This is a genomic window from Paenibacillus sp. FSL W8-0919, assembly GCF_038003785.1.
In the GTDB taxonomy this organism is placed as follows: domain Bacteria; phylum Bacillota; class Bacilli; order Paenibacillales; family Paenibacillaceae; genus Paenibacillus_AQ; species Paenibacillus_AQ lactis.
Genome location: NZ_JBBOPV010000001.1, coordinates 3,841,719 through 3,859,251 on the forward strand (window position 1 = coordinate 3,841,719; position 17,533 = coordinate 3,859,251).

At 53.4% G+C, this 17,533-nt stretch carries 16 protein-coding genes; 14 read left to right on the plus strand and 2 right to left on the minus strand.

The window, feature by feature from the left end:
* The first annotated feature begins 159 nt into the window (after positions 1 to 159).
* The 4 genes from NST44_RS17555 (at position 160) to NST44_RS17570 (ending at position 4,198) form a co-directional block, all read left to right on the plus strand.
* A complete protein-coding gene (locus tag NST44_RS17555; RefSeq protein ID WP_213617303.1) occupies positions 160 to 1,368 on the plus strand; it encodes an IS4 family transposase in 1,209 nt (402 codons plus the stop codon).
* Between the two features lie 361 nt (positions 1,369 to 1,729).
* The gene (locus NST44_RS17560; RefSeq protein WP_007128518.1) at positions 1,730 to 2,248 is read left to right on the plus strand and encodes a GNAT family N-acetyltransferase; all 519 of its coding nucleotides are present in this window, start codon (positions 1,730 to 1,732) and stop codon (positions 2,246 to 2,248) included.
* Positions 2,249 to 2,678: 430 nt separating this feature from the next.
* Positions 2,679 to 3,764, plus strand: coding sequence for a peroxiredoxin family protein (locus tag NST44_RS17565; RefSeq protein ID WP_007128517.1), 1,086 nt, complete (start codon positions 2,679 to 2,681; stop codon positions 3,762 to 3,764).
* A gap of 104 nt (positions 3,765 to 3,868) precedes the next feature.
* Entirely contained in the window at positions 3,869 to 4,198 is a 330-nt protein-coding gene (locus NST44_RS17570; protein ID WP_007128516.1) for a hypothetical protein, read from the plus strand.
* 114 nt (positions 4,199 to 4,312) lie between these two features.
* Here NST44_RS17570 and NST44_RS17575 read toward each other — a convergent pair whose 3' ends face one another.
* Entirely contained in the window at positions 4,313 to 5,203 is an 891-nt protein-coding gene (locus NST44_RS17575; RefSeq protein ID WP_007128515.1) for a hypothetical protein, read from the minus strand.
* Between the two features lie 530 nt (positions 5,204 to 5,733).
* On the opposite strand from NST44_RS17575, the gene NST44_RS17580 reads away from it, so the two are divergent.
* The 10 genes from NST44_RS17580 to NST44_RS17625 all read left to right on the plus strand — a co-directional run bounded on the left by NST44_RS17580 (position 5,734) and on the right by NST44_RS17625 (position 16,489).
* Positions 5,734 to 6,618: a WXG100 family type VII secretion target gene (locus NST44_RS17580; protein ID WP_007128514.1), complete on the plus strand. Its 885-nt coding sequence runs from the start codon at positions 5,734 to 5,736 to the stop codon at positions 6,616 to 6,618.
* A 17-nt stretch (positions 6,619 to 6,635) separates the two neighbouring features.
* Positions 6,636 to 6,836 (plus strand): hypothetical protein, encoded by a 201-nt coding sequence (locus NST44_RS17585; protein WP_007128513.1) that lies wholly within the window; start codon positions 6,636 to 6,638, stop codon positions 6,834 to 6,836.
* Positions 6,837 to 6,865: 29 nt separating this feature from the next.
* Positions 6,866 to 7,198, plus strand: coding sequence for a DUF4176 domain-containing protein (locus tag NST44_RS17590; RefSeq protein WP_028407249.1), 333 nt, complete (start codon positions 6,866 to 6,868; stop codon positions 7,196 to 7,198).
* A 346-nt stretch (positions 7,199 to 7,544) separates the two neighbouring features.
* The gene (locus NST44_RS17595) at positions 7,545 to 9,614 is read left to right on the plus strand and encodes a bifunctional rhamnulose-1-phosphate aldolase/short-chain dehydrogenase (RefSeq protein WP_007128511.1); all 2,070 of its coding nucleotides are present in this window, start codon (positions 7,545 to 7,547) and stop codon (positions 9,612 to 9,614) included.
* 125 nt (positions 9,615 to 9,739) lie between these two features.
* Positions 9,740 to 10,996, plus strand: coding sequence for an L-rhamnose isomerase (gene rhaA / locus NST44_RS17600; RefSeq protein ID WP_340900262.1), 1,257 nt, complete (start codon positions 9,740 to 9,742; stop codon positions 10,994 to 10,996).
* Positions 10,997 to 11,109: 113 nt separating this feature from the next.
* Positions 11,110 to 12,591, plus strand: a complete 1,482-nt coding sequence (locus tag NST44_RS17605) for a rhamnulokinase (protein ID WP_210095460.1) — start codon at positions 11,110 to 11,112, stop codon at positions 12,589 to 12,591.
* Between the two features lie 19 nt (positions 12,592 to 12,610).
* A complete protein-coding gene (locus NST44_RS17610; RefSeq protein ID WP_007128508.1) occupies positions 12,611 to 13,387 on the plus strand; it encodes a DeoR/GlpR family DNA-binding transcription regulator in 777 nt (258 codons plus the stop codon).
* Between the two features lie 126 nt (positions 13,388 to 13,513).
* Positions 13,514 to 14,251 (plus strand): (Fe-S)-binding protein, encoded by a 738-nt coding sequence (locus tag NST44_RS17615; RefSeq protein WP_007128507.1) that lies wholly within the window; start codon positions 13,514 to 13,516, stop codon positions 14,249 to 14,251.
* Positions 14,238 to 15,746, plus strand: a complete 1,509-nt coding sequence (locus NST44_RS17620; protein WP_007128506.1) for a LutB/LldF family L-lactate oxidation iron-sulfur protein — start codon at positions 14,238 to 14,240, stop codon at positions 15,744 to 15,746. The genes NST44_RS17615 and NST44_RS17620 overlap by 14 nt, the downstream gene beginning before the upstream one ends.
* On the plus strand, positions 15,743 to 16,489 hold the full coding sequence (locus tag NST44_RS17625) for a LutC/YkgG family protein (RefSeq protein WP_007128505.1): 747 nt from the start codon (positions 15,743 to 15,745) through the stop codon (positions 16,487 to 16,489). The genes NST44_RS17620 and NST44_RS17625 overlap by 4 nt, the downstream gene beginning before the upstream one ends.
* 168 nt (positions 16,490 to 16,657) lie before the next feature.
* Here NST44_RS17625 and NST44_RS17630 read toward each other — a convergent pair whose 3' ends face one another.
* Positions 16,658 to 17,458 carry an N-acetylmuramoyl-L-alanine amidase gene (locus tag NST44_RS17630; protein WP_007128504.1) on the minus strand — a complete coding sequence of 267 codons (801 nt, stop codon included), beginning with the start codon at positions 17,456 to 17,458 and terminating at the stop codon, positions 16,658 to 16,660.
* Positions 17,459 to 17,533 lie beyond the last annotated feature (75 nt).

The window sequence follows — 17,533 nt, forward strand, 5'->3', positions numbered from 1 at the left end:
CCCTAAAAGGCATGAGCGTTGCATAAAACCTATCACAACTTTTGCTGAAGTTACTATTTCTGTAACTACCTGTATCTTTTTCATGGACAAAACAAAAAAAGGCTCCTAATTTAGAAGACGTAGCACGTTGTCCACGACCTCTAAAAAGGAGTCCAAACCATGGATAACGTAACCCAAAACACTGTCGTTCGTCAACTGCTTTCTTTACTGCCTTTGGATGTACACGATCGACTCCTTCATGCCGATCGCTACGCCAAGAAGCTCACCATCAACAAAAGCATTCTCATTTTCATTCTGGCTCAGCTCAACCATTGGCAAAGCTATATCGAGATGGAAGAACAAATTTATGCACATTCTGACATTCGGTCCATCCTCGATCTGCCCAGCATCAGCGCAGCCCAATTGTCACGGAAACTCAGCGAAATCCCGACGGAAATCTTGCACATGCTTTTTCTCCATAGCGTTGCCCGTGTCCAGAAGCTGACGGCTCACCAGCAGGGCATTTCTTCAACCATTGGACCTCTGGCACTCATTGATTCGTCGAAAATCACACTCCCCTTGGTACTTGGGGATTGGGCCAGAGTTTCGCATACCTCCAGCGGGGTAAAGCTGCATGTGCGGCTCGTAGCCGCTTCACCCGAAGTGGTATATCCGGACGCTGTCATCCCATCGACTTTAAACGTAGGCGACCGAGCCGGGGCGGTCGAACTGGTCACCGAGCAGGCGGCAACTTATGTCATGGACCGTGGTTATGATAGCTACAAAAACATGGATAACTGGATGGAGCGCGGCATTCAATTTGTCATGCGAATGAGAGATCGCACCTCAATCCATGTTGTGGAGGAACGAGAAATCCCTCCAGGAAGTCCGATCACACGAGATGCTCTTGTGAACGTAGGTAGCGGTTGGCGCAAGATGAAGGAACGAGTCCGGCTCGTAGAGTTTTATGATGAGCAGGGGCGCTTTTATCGCCTACTTACCTCTCGACAGGACATAACGGCCGAAGAAGTAGCTCATATCTACAAATGCCGATGGCTTATTGAACTTTTCTTTAAATGGATAAAGCAGCATCTGCGCCTAAAAAAACTGCACAGCTATAAGCCGCAAGCGATATGGAACCAGATTTACCTTGCGCTGATCGCTTACGTGCTGGCACAGTATATGCAGCTACGTCTAGAAACCAAGAAAAGCGTTTGGCGTGTCCTTGAATTGTTTCGAATTCACATGTATCATCCGTGGTCCCAGTTCTTGAATGCTCTGTTTCGAGCACCTACGCGAACAACTTCTGGAAAGCCACGCGGTGCACCAAGGAAGGTACCTGAATTACGAACGAGCATTGGCATTTTTAAAACAAGCAAAGTGACTTAGGAAACAAAAATCTTGCACAAAATACATTTTATAGGAAAACGTAGCTACATTTAAGAAAGTGTTGGATCTTTTGGTGTAATTCTCGAAAAAACAACTGTAAATTAATTGTTCTTATTCAGATTTCATCCAAGTGATTGCTGATGTAAAGATTTATGCAACGCTCATGCCTAAAAGGGACTTGTGTGAGCCAAAGGGAGCTCAAGCGCGGAGCAAGTCCCCAAAAGGGACTTAGTGCGGGCCAAAAGGAGCTCCAGGAGCGGAGCAAGTCCCCAAAAGGGACTTACTTGTGCGAGCCAAAAGGAGCTCCGGGAGCGCAGCAAGTCCCAATAAGGGACTTGCTTAAGTATGGGGAGGTAATTCAATGTATATCAGAACTGCAGTTGAAGCCGATGCAGAAGGCATCGCAAGCGTGCATGTGAACAGCTGGAAGACGACATACCGGGGGATTGTTGAAGACGCGTATCTGAATTCGCTGTCGGTCTCGGAAAGGGAGGAGAGATGGCGCTGGAAAATCGGCAACCTTCGGGATGACGAGGAGCTCTTGGTTGTTGCCGATGATCAGGGAACCATCTACGGCTTCCTGACGTATGGGAGGGAGCGTGAGGACAAGCTGCCGCATGAAGGCGAGGTCTATGCGGTCTATTTACTGAAGGAGATTCAAGGTCAGGGATGGGGGAGACGACTGTTCGCAAGAATGAAGGAATTTTTGCGCTCCAAAGGATTTACTTCCTTGATGGTATGGGTTCTTGAGGGAAATTCTGCTTTGGCATTCTATCAGCGTATGGGCGGGCGTGAAATCAAGCGGAAGGAGATCGAAATTGGCGGAAAGACGTATACGGAATTTGCTTTAAAATGGGATTCTATCGAGCAGCTACCGTAAGGGAAGGTCTGACCCGATGTCGGAGTGTTTACATCTAAGCATGGATGCAATAAGATAGATGATATACCCCACGGGGTAATGAGTTGAAAGATACGTCAATATGCTCCTTGGATCGAGTCATCTAGCGCCGAGTGAGCGCTTTATCCATGGAACGGTCAACTAACGATTCTCTATTCACGGCCACTCTTTTCATTTTCACGGATACACTCTACACGGTCATTGCACGGTCATTTTCACGGTCACTCTTTTCATGGTACTTTTTTCACGGTTACTCTTTTCATGATTACTCTTAATTGGTTACTCTAAAATGGGTCACTTTGATCAATTACTGCCCTTCATAAATGGTTGCTGTATATAAAAAGTTCCTCTACATAAATGATTTGCCCTACGCAACAGCTATCATCTCAGAACATTGCAAGGAGGTTCCCCAGTGACTGTCATTCCGATTGGCCCGTTTATGATCCGGGCGGATATTGCCGTATTCCTGATCGTTGCCATGGCAGGGTATATGACGCTCCGCGTCCGGTTACATCGTCTTGAGCATAGGGATTGGCTGCTTGACACTTACGTTTATTCGCTGCTGATCGGCTTCGCCGTATGGAAATTCGGTATGCTCATTTGGGACCCGGTGCGTACGCTCCGCCACCCCTTGTCTCTAATTTATATGACCGGCGGAGTGCGCGGAATAGGGCTTGGGAGCCTTGCAGCCGGCATCTACGTCCTCGTTCGGTGGAATAAGATGAGATCACTGGGGTCGCTGTTAATCAAGTCCTTCCTCATGGCCGCACTGGCTGGCGGCTTTGTTTATATACTGCTCGATGGGCTGATCACGGACCGTCCGATCGGGGCCGGGCAGCTACTGGTGATGCTTCTGCTTATCGTTCTGTTGAGCTCCGCCTGGTTGAAATTTGATACTCCCTTACCGCAATGGTTGACATTCGGTCTAGGCAGGAACGGAGCGGTTATGCTTGTGATCGGATCTTTGCTTGTGTGGGCGGTATATAATCACCTGAACAACTCCGGCAACGGCTCGACGGGTGACCGTCCTGCACTAACGGACGATGCCGATGGAATCGCCAAAGGCCTCAAGCCGGGGAAACGTGCGCCTGATTTTGCGTTGCGGACAGTAGACGGACAGGAGGTCCGGCTGTCGGATTACCGCGGCCGTACGGTCCTCCTTAATTTCTGGGCTTCCTGGTGCCCGCCGTGTAAAGCGGAAATGCCCTACATGGAGGATTTTTATAATCGGCATAAAGCAGAAGACGTCGTTATTCTAGCCGTAAATATGACGCATCTTGAAGGCAGCATGGAGGACGCTGCATCCTTCGTGGACTCGAATGGTCTCACATTTCCCGTGTTGTATGATCGAGACGGAACGGTAACCGGAACGTACGAGATCACTGCTTATCCGACAACCTATGTGCTGACGCCGAACGGCGTTGTTTCGGGGAGGTACCAAGGAGCCATAAACGAGGAGCTCATGGTCAAGGCTTACCGGCGTGCAAGCGGGTCTTGAACCGAGGGGCAAATCGCGGATTTTTAACGTCCAGGACACCTATCACTGCCGCACACTCTCCAGGAAGAATATAATACACAAACGCTGGGGAGGGGGAAAGTCGAGTGCAGCAAATACCGGTTTCGGCTGATGTATGCCGGGGATACATTGGTAAACAAGTATGCGCGGTCCTGTATGACGGAACTGAAGTTGTAGGCACGATCCGAGGCGTTCATGATCACGGACTTGAGCTTGAGTATGCCTCGAATCCTTCAGCTTCGATTTTGTCTGTAAAAGGGAAAAAAGGAAAGAAAGCTGCGAAATCCAAGAAGGCTGGCGCACAAACGTCTGCGTTTGGGCCGTGGGGTTACGGCGGCTACGGCTATGGCTTCGGCAACGTTCTTGCATGGGAAGCGATAGCCCTGTTGTTCCTGATCCCGTTTTTGTTCATCTAGCAGGCTGCAGCAGGAGTTCGGTTGGAAAAATAATGATCTCCTAAACAACGGAGATGGAAGAAGACGGGGCGTAAGCGCGGCTTGCCCTGTCTTCTTTCGTATCCCGGCGAAAGATCACCGGCCATGCGATGAACGGTTGATTCGTTGATTGGCGTGCTGTACATAAGCTTGGCCTACCATCCAGGCCGAAAGAATGAATGCTACCAGGAAGAAGAATGCTGCCCCAATGGGAAGTGCCGACCACTCGAACAGCGTGTAACCGAGAAGCGTTTGCCATCCGATTGCCATGAGGCCGAGCAGGTAGGAAATTCCGGTCAGATGGATAACGATGAGCCTTGATGCCGGATTGAGTGTAATCATGGACAGCCATGCTGCAAACGGAACGACCTGCAGGGCGTGAAACCCGAATCCGTGGAGCCAGATAATATTGCCGCCTGCTCCGGTGAAGCGTCCGGTGTTGACGGAGATCCAGATTCCTGCAGCAAACGAGATGATGACGGCGATCATGGCATAGCGTATGCCGAGCACGATTTCCGGATTGGCGTTGAGCACCCGTCTGCGAAAATATTGAACGGCGATGATGACATAAAAGAGGACAAGCAGCAGCGCAACCAGTACGAATATATTGGAAACGGCCTCATCGAAGACCGTCCCGTTCCGAACGAACCGGGGATCGACGCCCCTGAAGTTTTGAACGGTTTCCGCGAAATAGGAATACAGCGCGAGCACAATATAACTCCAGCGAAACCAAGCCTTGGACCTGGTTCCCATACCCGAGAAAGGGAGGATCGCTGCGGTCGAGAACAGAAATATCCCGAGCGCGGCATTAAACGAGAATGCTTTTCCAATATTCCCCTCCGGTGCGACCGGTCCCCCGTATATCAGTACCCAGATCCCGCATATCCCCGCCAGCAGAAATCCGAGCAGTCCTGCGACGATCAACGATTTTTCCTGTTTAAAAATATCTGCAATATGCGTCGGCCCTTCTTGAATCCTTTGATTCATGTTCAGCAACACCCTCTCCATTAGACTTTCTCAAATTTACAAGAGAAGAGACCTGTTCTTTAACCGTCCGGAGAGGGATGTTCTGCCGTTCGCAGGGCGGATTTCATCCCCGACTTTGGATGGGGAGCTCCTTGATCAACTAAACCGGCAGGCTCTAACGCACAAGCAATAGCAGGATGTACCCGGGCCACATCACATCCTAGGACTTGAGGCTGTAACGTCATAGGCAGTTAGCAGAGAACCTTTCCTAGGGCACGATTTTTCGCATAGGATTAAGGACATGCGTAGGGGAATAGCAGAAGGAGGCCCTAGCGGCTAGGACCGAGTTTCCTAGATTTGAAAATGGTATAATTGGCCCCTTTGTTTTATTGCCCATCCCCTGATTTCAGACTAAAATTGAAAAATGTGGTTAATCGTTTGGGGAATCGGTTAATGGTTGATGGGGGTATCCCGCGGGTTCCAATCATGCCGGTAGAATAGGAACACCAAACTTGAATGAAATGACAGACAGAAGGGGCGTTATATCGTTTATGTCCAATCGAATTTTGATTACACCCGAACAGCTGGAGCAGGTCTCAACCCAGTTCGCGCAGTCCGGACAACAGAGTCGGGAGATTGTCGATCGTCTATCGCGAAGCATTCTTGAGATGGAGAGCCAGTGGGAAGGAATGACCCGGGAACGGTTCTACGGGGATTATCAACAGGCTAGAGCTACCATGAATAAATATCTCGAATGCCTTCAGACGATCTCTTCGGATCTGAAGCAAATCTCGGTGAAGTTCCGGACAACGGACGAAATGATCAACGGAGCGGGAGCTGTTCCTGCTGGAGGAGTTGGAGCAGGAATCCTGGCAGGCACAGCAGGGGCAGCCGGGGCCGCAGCGTTAGCGGGATCGGCAGGATCTGGAGCTCTCGGCATGACGGCAGCTGCGAACAGCAAACCGGCAGGCGTCCAGACTGCCAGTGCAGAGGACTTACTGGATAAGGCGCTCAAAGGCGTAGAGGCGGAAGGCAGCGTCGTTAAAAATGAAGAGAATGGTCTGTATACCAAAGCGATTACCGGCAGCGCAAGCGCGAATTTAACCGAAGGCGCAAGTGCCAGCGGCGCCGTGGTGGAAGCCGGTTATGAGAACGATTACGTGCAAGGCTCCGTCAGCCTGGTGAAGGGCGAGCTGGAGGCATCGGTGAAGGACGGCACGCTGAGTCTAGGTGCCGAAGCAACGCTGAACAAATACGAAGGCGGGTTCAAAATTCCGCTGCCTTTCACGGACAGAGAGCTCCATATCGGCGGGTCCGCTTCGCTCGGTACGGTCGGAGCGTCGGCAGAGGTCGGGAAAAGCGGCTTGAAATTCCATATACCGCTGGGTCCGGGAGCCAGCCTCGTCGGAGTCGGGGGTTCCATATCCGTCAAGTAAGGGAGGAGTGCCGTACAATGAGCGGTAAACAGCAGCGTTTTAAATACATAATGATCGTCATTGCCATTGTCGGCATATTGGGCACGGTGATTCCGAACCTGCTCGAGACCGATTATGCGGCAGCAGAGAAAGCCGTAATCTGTATTTCCTATCTCCTAGGAGTTCCTCTTGTCGTATTTGTCGTATATAAAATAGGCAGTAGATTAATGAAGGGTTGATGATCATGGAAACGCAAATGGATCAGCGAATGAATCAAGAGCATCAGGGGCAAGGAGAGAAACATTTGCTTCCGATCGGATCGGTTGTCAAATTCAAAGATTGGGATCAGACGCTGATGATTTACGGAAGAATGCAGAACGACTCGAAGACGCTGAAGCGTTGGGATTATGTTGCCTGCTTCTACCCGCATGGCAATCTGACGAAGGATTCCAATATCTTTTTTAACCATAAGGATATTTCCGAAGTCGTCTTTACGGGCTATATCAATGATGAGGAAATTGCCTTCCGGGACGCTTTGCTGGAGGGGATCGAGAAGGCGGACCAAGCTGCTGCAGCTGCGGCGGCGGGGCAGGATAAATAAGAATCGAATCGGCCCGACGAAGAGCTGTCTGTGCGCATAAAGGATGCGTGCGGGCAGCTTTTTCAATTTTTTTTAAAGCTCCGTTTTTATAAGTTGCGTCTTTTTATAAAGCGGCTGTTCCGCATATTCGGATTGATTTTTGAATGGGTGCTGAATGTTGACTTAGGGGGCAGGTGGATTAGGCAGGTGTGGATTTGGGTTTATTGCTTTTTCAGAAAATTTCACAAAAAAACAAAACAAGAATCTTTGTTTATTTTTGAAAACAAACTATTCAAAAACAAACAAACATGATAAGATGAGGGCAAATACAAAGCAATCGAAGACATGAATCGGAGGGGAAGTTTTCATGGTACAGAGCTTATGGGAACATTCGAAGGCGCAGCAGGCGCAGAATACGCGTGAGGAGCTTGTTTACCGCTCGAATCTGATCGGCGCCGACCGCCGTGTCTGTAATTGGGGCGGTGGTAACACGTCAAGCAAAACAACGATTAAGGATTTCCGCGGCAAAGACGTTGAAGTTATGTATGTCAAGGGAAGCGGTTCCGACCTTGCCACGATGAAAGCGGGCAATTTCACAGGTCTGCGAATGGAAGACATCCGGCCGCTGTTTGAACGCGAGTCGATGACGGATGAAGAAATGGTCGCATATCTTGGTCACTGCATGGTCGATGCCAAGGACCCTCGGCCTTCCATCGAAACGCTGCTGCATGCTTTCCTTCCGTTTCCGCATGTGGATCATACCCATCCGGACGCCATTATCAGCTTGTGCTGCGCACATAACGGCAAAGAAATCGCGCAGGAAATTTTCGGAGACCGGTTTGTGTGGGTGCCGTATGTACGTCCTGGCTTCACCCTCTCCAAGATGATTGCCGAGGGCGTGCTCGCCAATCCGAAAGCCGAGCTCGTATTGATGGAGAAGCACGGCCTCGTTACCTGGGGAGATACATCCGAAGCATGCTACGCCCAAACAATACGGATTATAAGCGAGGCGGAGGCGTATATCGAGGCGCGGATCGATGACAGCAAGCTGTTCGGCGGACGGAAGTTTGCTCCTCTGCCTCAGGACGTCCGCAGACGCATTGCCGGCGAGATCATGCCAGCTATTCGCGGCGCGGTGAGCGACAGCAAGAAGATGATCCTGACCTTCGACGACCAGGATGATGTGCTGGATTTCGTATGCGGCAGCGATTCGCCGAAGCTGTCTCAGGTCGGTGCAGCTTGTCCCGATCATCTGGTTCATACGAAGGTGGTTCCGCTCTTTATCGATTGGACGCCGGATGCGGATGACGCCCAAGGGCTGCAAGAGAAGCTTGTAGCTGGAATTGCGGCGTACAAGGAGCAGTATCAGGCTTATTTTGAACGGAACCGGCACGAAGGGGACGTCATGTTCGAAGCCGCCCCACGCGTTATCCTCATCCCGGGGCTCGGCATGATTAATACCGGCAAGAGCTGGGCGATGTCCCAGGTCAGCGGCGCGCTTTACCACCGTGCCATTGCGGTGATGCGCGGGGCGACAGCGCTGGGTGAATTCGTCTCCCTGAGCGAAAATGAATCCTACAACGTGGAATATTGGCCGCTGGAGCTTTACAAGCTGACCCTTGCTCCGGCCGAGGCGGAATTCTCCCGGCAAGTGGCATTCATTACCGGCGGTGCCGGCGGCATCGGCAGCGCAGCGGCTCGCAGGCTCGTCGCCGAGGGGGCGCATGTCGTGCTGGCCGATTTGAATCTGGAAGGCGCGCAGAAGGTTGCGGAAGAGATTAATGCGGCATACGGCGATGGCCGTGCCATTGCCGTAAAAATGGACGTAACCGACGAATCCGCGGTGCAGCAGGCCTATCATGAAACTTCCTTGACGTACGGCGGTGTGGATATCATCGTGAACAATGCAGGTCTTGCGACATCAAGTCCGCTCGATGAGACGTCGTTGAAGGAATGGAACCTGAATATGAATGTACTTGGGACCGGATATTTCCTCGTAGCCAGAGAGGCCTTCAAGCTTATGAAGGTACAAGGCATCGGAGGCAGCATGGTGTTCATCGGCTCCAAGAACTCCATCTATGCCGGCAAGAACGTGACTGCCTACAGCTCCGCGAAAGCGCTGGAGGCGCACTTGGCACGCTGCATCGCGGCCGAGGGCGGAGAGTACGGCATCCGGGTAAATACCATTTTGCCGGATGCCATCCTGCAGGGCTCGGCGATCTGGAACTCGAACTGGAGAAACGAGCGGGCGGCCGCTTACGGCATCGAGCCGGATCAGCTCGAGGAGCATTACCGCAAGCGCACCACGCTGCTGGTTAATATTTATCCGCAGGACATCGCTGAAGGCATCGCCTTCTTCGCTTCGTCGAAATCCTTAAAGACTACCGGATGCATGCTGACGATCGATGGCGGGGTTCCTGCCGCATTTACTCGCTGATCAGACAGAAGGCAACAAGCTGGACTCCTTGGTGAAGCATCCAGGCCGTTCAGGCACGGCCATGAAAGGAAGCAGGGGCTTGTCCCCTGCTGACCTTATCTTTTTATGAGGCGGGAGGTACCAAGATGAGGCAGGATATTGCACGGAATTATGAAGAGGCGAAGAAGCAGTACGCATCCCACGGCATCGATGTGGACCAGGCGCTTGCCGAGCTCTCGGACATCAAAATATCCATTCACTGCTGGCAGGGAGACGATGTGCGCGGCTTTTTGTTCCGCGACCAGGAATTGTCGGGCGGCATCTCCGTTACGGGCGAGTATCCGGGCGCCGCAAGCACGCCGGAAGAGCTGCGGGCCGATCTGACCAAGGCGATGTCCATGATACCGGGGACGCACAAGGTCAATTTGCACGCCATTTATGCGGACACGGATGAAAGCGTTGACTTGGATCAATTGGAGCCCAGACATTTTCAAAAATGGGTGGATTGGGCGAAGGAACAGGGCATCGGTCTGGACTTTAACCCAACGTGCTTCTCCCACGACAAGTCCAAGGACGGCTTTACGCTAAGTCACCCGGATCCGGAAATCCGTCAATTCTGGATTGACCATTGCAAGGCTTCCCGGCGGATCGGCGCCTATTTCGGCGAGCAGCTGGGGCAGACCTGCGTCACGAACATCTGGGTTCCGGACGGTTACAAGGATGTTCCGTTTGATAGGATGGCTCCAAGACAGCGGCTCAAGGATGCGCTGGACGAGATTTTCGCCGAAGAGCTGAATCCGGCCTGGAATCTGGATGCGGTGGAGAGCAAGCTGTTCGGTATCGGCTCAGAGGCGTATGTCGTCGGATCCCATGAGTTTTACATGGGGTACGGAATGCGCAATAACAAGCTGATCTGCCTGGATGCAGGCCATTTCCACCCGACGGAAGGAATCGCCGGGAAGCTGTCATCTTTAGCGCTGTTCACGGACGGCATTCTGCTTCATGTTAGCCGCCCGATGCGCTGGGACAGCGATCATGTCGTCATTATGGACGACGAGCTGCTGGAGATTGGAAGAGAGCTCGTGCGGAATCATTTGCTGCCAACGACGCATATCGGCTTGGATTTCTTCGATGGAAGCATCAATCGAATTGCTGCCTGGGTGATCGGAACGCGCAATACGATCAAAGCGCTGCTGAGAGCAAAGCTGGAGCCGACCGAGAAGCTGAAGCAGGCGGAGCTGGATGGCGATTACACCACACGCCTGGCTTTAATGGAAGAGTTCAAATCGTATCCGTTCGGAGCCGTCTGGGATTATTACTGCGAGAAGATGGGCGTACCTGTTCGGGAGGAATGGCTTGCCGAAGTCAAGCGTTATGAGCAGGATGTGCTGCTGAAGCGATAAAGGGATGCGGCATGCTGCAGTGAAATCAGTATAATTAAACAGCTATGGACCGAAATAGTGATAGCGTTCTCAAGAAAAAGTCTACAACGGGACCAGAAGGAGGCTTGGGATAGGTGAGCGTTCTTGCGTTTGACTTAGGAGCAAGCAGCGGCAGAGCGATGCTCGGGCGGCTGAATAGCCGGACCATCGAAATGAAGGAGATCCACCGGTTTCCGAATGATCCGGTTCGCGTCGGTGACCGGTTTCAGTGGGATATTCTAAGGCTTTATCACGAGATTAAGCAGGGACTGCTCCGGGCAAAAGGGGAACAGGAACTGCCTGCCAGCATCGGCGTCGATTCATGGGCGGTCGACTTCGGCCTCCTTGATGCCCGGGGCGAGCTGCTCATGAACCCTTACCACTATCGGGATCCGGCCACGGAAGGGGTCATGGAGCGGGTGTTCCGCGAAATCCCGCCTGCCGAGATCTTCAGCCGGACAGGAATTCAATTTCTCCCGTTCAATTCCATTTACCAGCTCGTTTCCATTCAGCAGTTAAGGCCATTTCTGCTTCAGGAAGCCGGCAGCTTCCTGATGATTCCCGATCTCCTCCGGTATTTCCTTACCGGAGAGATGGTCAGCGAGTTTACGAACGCCACGACGACCCAGCTGTATAATCCCGTAGCCCGCGGATGGGACGACGAATTACTCAGGAAGCTGCACCTGCCTTCAAACATCTTTCAATCCGTGCTTCAGCCGGGGACGATGGCCGGCAAGCTGCGCGAATCCGTAACCGGCGAGCTCGGGCTTCCTTCGATACCGGTCTACGCGGTTGCGGAGCATGATACCGCCTCTGCCGTCGCAGCCGTTCCGGCGCTGGAACGTTCCTTCGCGTATCTGAGCTGCGGAACCTGGTCCCTGATGGGGACGGAGGTTGAGAGACCGGTCCTGACCGAAAGGGCAAGGGAGCTGAACTTTACGAACGAAGGGGGCGTCTACGGCACATTCCGCCTGCTCAAAAATATCATGGGGCTGTGGATTTTGCAGGAAGCGAAGCGTTCTTGGGAGCTCGAGGGCGTATTGTACTCGTATTCCGAATTGGTTATGATGGCAGAAGCGGAGCCTGCATTCGCCTGCTTTATCGATCCGGACGACCCGGTGTTTCTGCCGGCCGGAGACATGCCGAAACGGATCAGGGAATATGCGGCTCGAACCAACCAGAAGCCGCCGCAAACCCCAGGCGCAATCGTACGATGCATTATGGAGAGTTTGGCGCTGCGTTACCGGCAGGTGCTGGAATTGACCGAGGCGCTGTCCGGTCAAGCCTTCAAGGGGCTGCATATGGTCGGCGGCGGCATTCACAACGAATCGTTGTGCCAGTGGACGGCGAATGCGATCGGCAAGCCGGTATGGGCCGGTCCTGCGGAAGGGAGCGCCGCCGGCAATATGGCGGTGCAATGGATTTCGCTTGGCGAGCTTTCGGATATTTGGGAGGCTCGTGCCGTAATTAGAGACTCCTTCGAGGTTCGCGTATATGAGCCTGCGGATGTCCCGTTATGGGAAGAAGCCTACGGTTTGTTCAAGCAAAGAACCGGAGGGAACACAATACAACAATAGTAAGGATGAGGGCGGTATCATGCTGGTTGCTGAACGATATGAGAAAATTGTACAGTTGGTCAACGAGAGAGGAAGCATCCGTGTTGCGGAACTTAGCCGGATATGCGGCGTGACGGAGGAGACGATTCGCCGGGATTTGGACCGGCTGGAGGAATCGGGACGCCTGCGCCGTTCGCACGGGGGCGCGGTCAGCGTGAAGGATCAACCGGAAATTCATCGGTCGCAACCGGAGGTGCCGTACGCGGAACGGGAAATTATGAATGCGGCGGAGAAGCAGCGGATCGCGGAGGAAGCGGTAACCTTGATTTCGCCGAACGACCGGATCCTGCTGGATGCGAGCTCGACCGCGTGGTATATGGCCCGGATTATTCCGGATATCCCGCTGACCGTGCTGACCAACTCCATCAAGGTGGCGGCTGAGCTTAGCGCCAAGGAGAAGGTGCAGGTCATCTCGACCGGCGGCATTTTGGCCCATCGTTCGCTGTCATTTGTAGGGCCGCTTGCGGAACGGTCGCTGGATGCGTATTACGTGGATAAAGCGTTTCTCTCCTGCAAAGGCGTTCATTTGGAACGGGGGCTCAGCGAATCCAACGAGCTTCAGGCCAGAATCAAGCATAAAATGATGGGCATGACCGATCAGGCCATTGTCTTGGCCGATGCCAGCAAATTCGGCGTTCAGGCTTTTACCCAGGTTGCCGATCTGTCGCAGGTGCACATGATCATCACGGACCGCCGGCTGCCGGATCACGAGGCAGAGCCCTATCAAGCGCTGGGCATCTCGTTTCGATCGGTTTAGTCTTGATCGGCTTGTTCCGTACGGCCCATGTCATACAGTCCCCCGCAAGGGGGGCTTTCTCGATCATTCGACTCGGCAGAGTCATTTTTTATACATCATAATGTGTGCTAAGCGGGGTGGAGGAAGTTGAAAATATCATTATTTGTCACATGCCTCAGCGACGCTTTGTTCCCGCGGGCGGCTGAGTCCATGACCCGGCTGCTGGCGAAATACGGCGTTAAGCTGGAATTTCCGGATATTCAGACCTGCTGCGGTCAACCGGCCTTTAACAGCGGGTATTGGGACGATGCGCGAACTTCTGCGCGCACCATACTCGATGCTTTTGAAGACAGCGATTTTGTGGTTGCCCCTTCGGGCTCGTGCACGTATATGATCCACCATTATTCGGAGCTGTTCAAGGGAGATGCCGAATACCTGGAGAAAGCGAAAGCGCTTCAATCCAAAGTCTATGAATTTTCGCAGTTCCTGGTCGACGTCATGGGCATCTCGGATGTAGGCGCTTATTTTCCGTATAAAGTTACGTATCATCCTTCCTGTCACGGCAGCCGCTTGTTAGGCATCAAGGATGAGCCGATTCGCCTCTTAAACGGCGTTAAGGGCTTAGAGCTGGTTCCGCTGCCCTATGCTGAAGATTGCTGCGGCTTCGGAGGCACCTTTGCCGTGAAGATGGCCGACATTTCCGGTGCGATGGTAACCGAGAAGAGCGACCACGTGCTGGAAACGGAAGCCGAAGTGCTTGTCGGCCTGGATATGGCCTGCCTGCTGAATATTGCAGGCAATCTGCGGCATCGGGGAGAAAAGGTTCGGGTGATGCATCTGGCGGAGCTGCTGTATGAGGGGGTGAGCGTCCATGAGCGCGGCTGAGAAAGGTCAGACGGTAAAGGAGCGTGCCCGCGATGCTTTAGGAAACGATTTTCTGCGCAGCGCGGTCCGGTTTACGACCGAGCGGCTCCGGCTAGGCAAGAAGCTGGCAGCGGAGGAGCATGGCAACTGGGACGATTGGCGTGAGCGTGGGCGGCAGATCCGACTGCATACGATCGCTCATCTGGATTACTACTTGAATGAGTTTGCGGAGAACGCCCGGGCGAACGGCGCTCATGTCCATTTTGCCGATACGGCCGAGGAAGCCGTTGCGATCTCTCTTGAAATCGCTAAGCATGCATCCGCGAAGTCGGTAGTGAAATCGAAGTCAATGGTTTCGGAGGAGCTGCATCTCAATCAGGCGCTCGATTCCATCGGCGTGGAGGCGATTGAAACAGACCTTGGAGAGTACATTATCCAGCTGGCGAATGAAACGCCTTCCCATATCATTATCCCGGCCATTCATAAAAATCGGCATCAAATCGCAGGACTGCTGTCCCGGGAAGCGGGAGAGGATTTGCCTGCGGACACGGCGGTATTGGCCGGCTTTGTCAGAACGAAGCTGCGCGAGAAGTTTTTGGCGGCGGATATCGGTATGACCGGCTGCAATTTCGCGATCGCGGAGACCGGTTCGATGGTGCTGTTCGAGAATGAAGGGAATGCAAGGATGGTCACGACCGTTCCGAAAACGCAGATCACCCTGATGGGGATGGAGCGGATCATTCCTTCCTGGTCAGACCTTGAAGTGATGGCGACATTGCTGCCAAGATCGGCGACGGGCCAGAAGCTGACCGTCTATATGTCGGGGATTACGGGACCGCGGAGGGAGCAGGATGCGGACGGACCGGATCAGATGCACATCATCATTATCGATAACGGCCGATCCCTTCAGCTGGGCGATCCGGAATTTCAGGAGCTGCTGAATTGCATCCGGTGCGGAGCCTGCCTGAATGCTTGTCCGGTATACCGGCATATTGGCGGTCATGCTTATGGCGGCACTTACAGCGGTCCGATCGGCGCCGTGCTGACGCCGGCATTGAAGAAGAACGTCGCGGAATGGGACGATATCGCCAATGCTTCAAGTCTGTGCGGAGCCTGCTATGAGGCGTGTCCGGTCAAGATCCCGCTGCATGATATGCTTGTCTACCTGCGCAGAAGGAAGGTCGAGGCCGGGCGCGGGAACAAGGCGGAGACGCTGGGAATGAAAGGCTTCTCGGTCGTGATGGGGAATGCGAAGCGGTACCGAAATGTCGTCCGGCTGGGTAAGCTCGGTCAGAAGCTCGTCGTTCGCAACGGTGAGATTCGTGCCCGAATCGGGCCGTTGAAGGGATGGAATACGTACCGGGTGACCCCGGAGCTGCCGAAGGATTCATTCCGGGACCGCTGGTCGAAGGTTGAACAGGAGCTGTACAGCGAGTCCGCACCGATGAACCCTGAAGTGGCCGACAGGCTCAGTAAGCTGATGGACCAGCGAAAGAACGGAGGGCATGGTCAATGACGAATCCAGTACAGCCTGACGAGTGGCTGAAGCGACTGGAAGCCCGGTCGCGGGCGAAGCAGGAGACTTTTATGGACGGCATCGCCGCTAAATTGGGCCGGGAGCGGGTTCGGACAAGGCCGAAGCATCCGTTCCGGGGCGCGCCGGATTTCTGGAAGGAATTCCAATTGCCGATTGAGGACCGCATTCGCCAGTTTACGGCGAATTTTGAAGCCGCCGGCGGTCATGTAGTGAGGGTGAAAAACCGGGCGGAGGCGTCAACGTTTATCGTGGATAAAGCTTCCGAGATGAGCGCGGGATCGATCCTGATCAACGACGAAGTGGAGCTCTCCACATTAAACCTTGCGTCGTCGCTTCCGGATGCTATCGTACGCAGCTGGAACGAGGATCAAGATGAGAATTGGCGGGCCGTTGCATCCCGCTCCGATATCGGAATCGTCATGGCGGATTATGCGGCCGCTTATACCGGTTCGCTCGTCGTTACGTCTTCGCCGGCCAAGGGGAGATCCGTCAGTTTGCTGCCTACCGTCCTGATGGCGATCGTACCGGTTGACCGGATGGTTACCCGGTTAGGCGAGATTCTGGTGCGTTTTGATGAAGCGGGGCGGGAGCAGCTGCCTGCAGGCATTCATTTTATATCCGGACCGAGCCGATCCGCCGACATCGAGAATGATCTCACGATCGGCGTTCACGGCCCTGGAATCGTGTTTGCGATATTGGTGGATGATGATTCCGATGCATAGGCGGCCGTTTGAGGCGCCCATGCCGTTGGCCAGCTTCTAGATGGATGACACATGGTCTTAGGTTGTGCGTGGTTCAACCAACGCAAGCAATCGATTCAAATCGACTCATTGACAAGAGGCTGTTCCCGGAAGAATGAACCCGGGACAGCCTCTTTGCAGTCCAATCGTTTATTTTTCGTCCTCCAGGTCTTGCAGACGTTTCTCCAGCGCCTTAAGCTGCTCCTGACTTCCAGACATCATGGACAGGATATCTTTGCGTAATCGGTTGAACACAATGGCGCATTCCTCCCGCGTAATCGGTGCGCCCGGCCGGCTTCCGTCAAAATAACCGTTCTTGGTCATCTCATCCCAAGCCGCGGCTGCCCAGGGACTTACCACATGAATATCGCGTCCCGGTTGATCCACCTGATTCCCTCCTTTTCGCTGAAGTCCCAAAGCCTTAGCAATCCCAGCCGTATGGCCGGCCGCCAAAGCGCTCATAACCTCCTGCCGTTTCAATAGGGCAGCATCCGCTGCAACGTCTACAAACAGATTCTCCGTGAGGACTGCAGGCATAGCGCTTTCGCGAAGCATGTGGAGGTTTTTGGTCTTTTGCCCGCGATCCGTTATCCCCAGCGGCTTCAATGCCGACATGATTTCTGAATGAAGCACATTATGAAATGCGGTTGAAGCTGCGGAAGCATGAGGGTACCGATAGCTTTCAAATCCTCCGGAGCCGCCGCCGGCATTGCAGTGAATGGACACGAGAATATCCGCTTTCTCCCGATTGGCTGCAGCGGTCCGGTCCGGCAGTTCAACAAAAACATCGGTAGAGCGGGAGAGGAATACCTTCACGCCGTCATATTCGGATTCCAGTCTTTTTTTGACGGCAAGAGATAATGCAAGCACAATATCCTTCTCCTGCAACCCGTTGGCAGTGGCGCCCGGATCCTTACCTCCGTGTCCGGCATCGATCCAAACCTTCTTCAAGATGTTTCACCGCCTTTAAGGATTGTGAGGTCCTGATAACCGATCAGCCGATGCGGCGAGCGGGAGGGCCAAGGA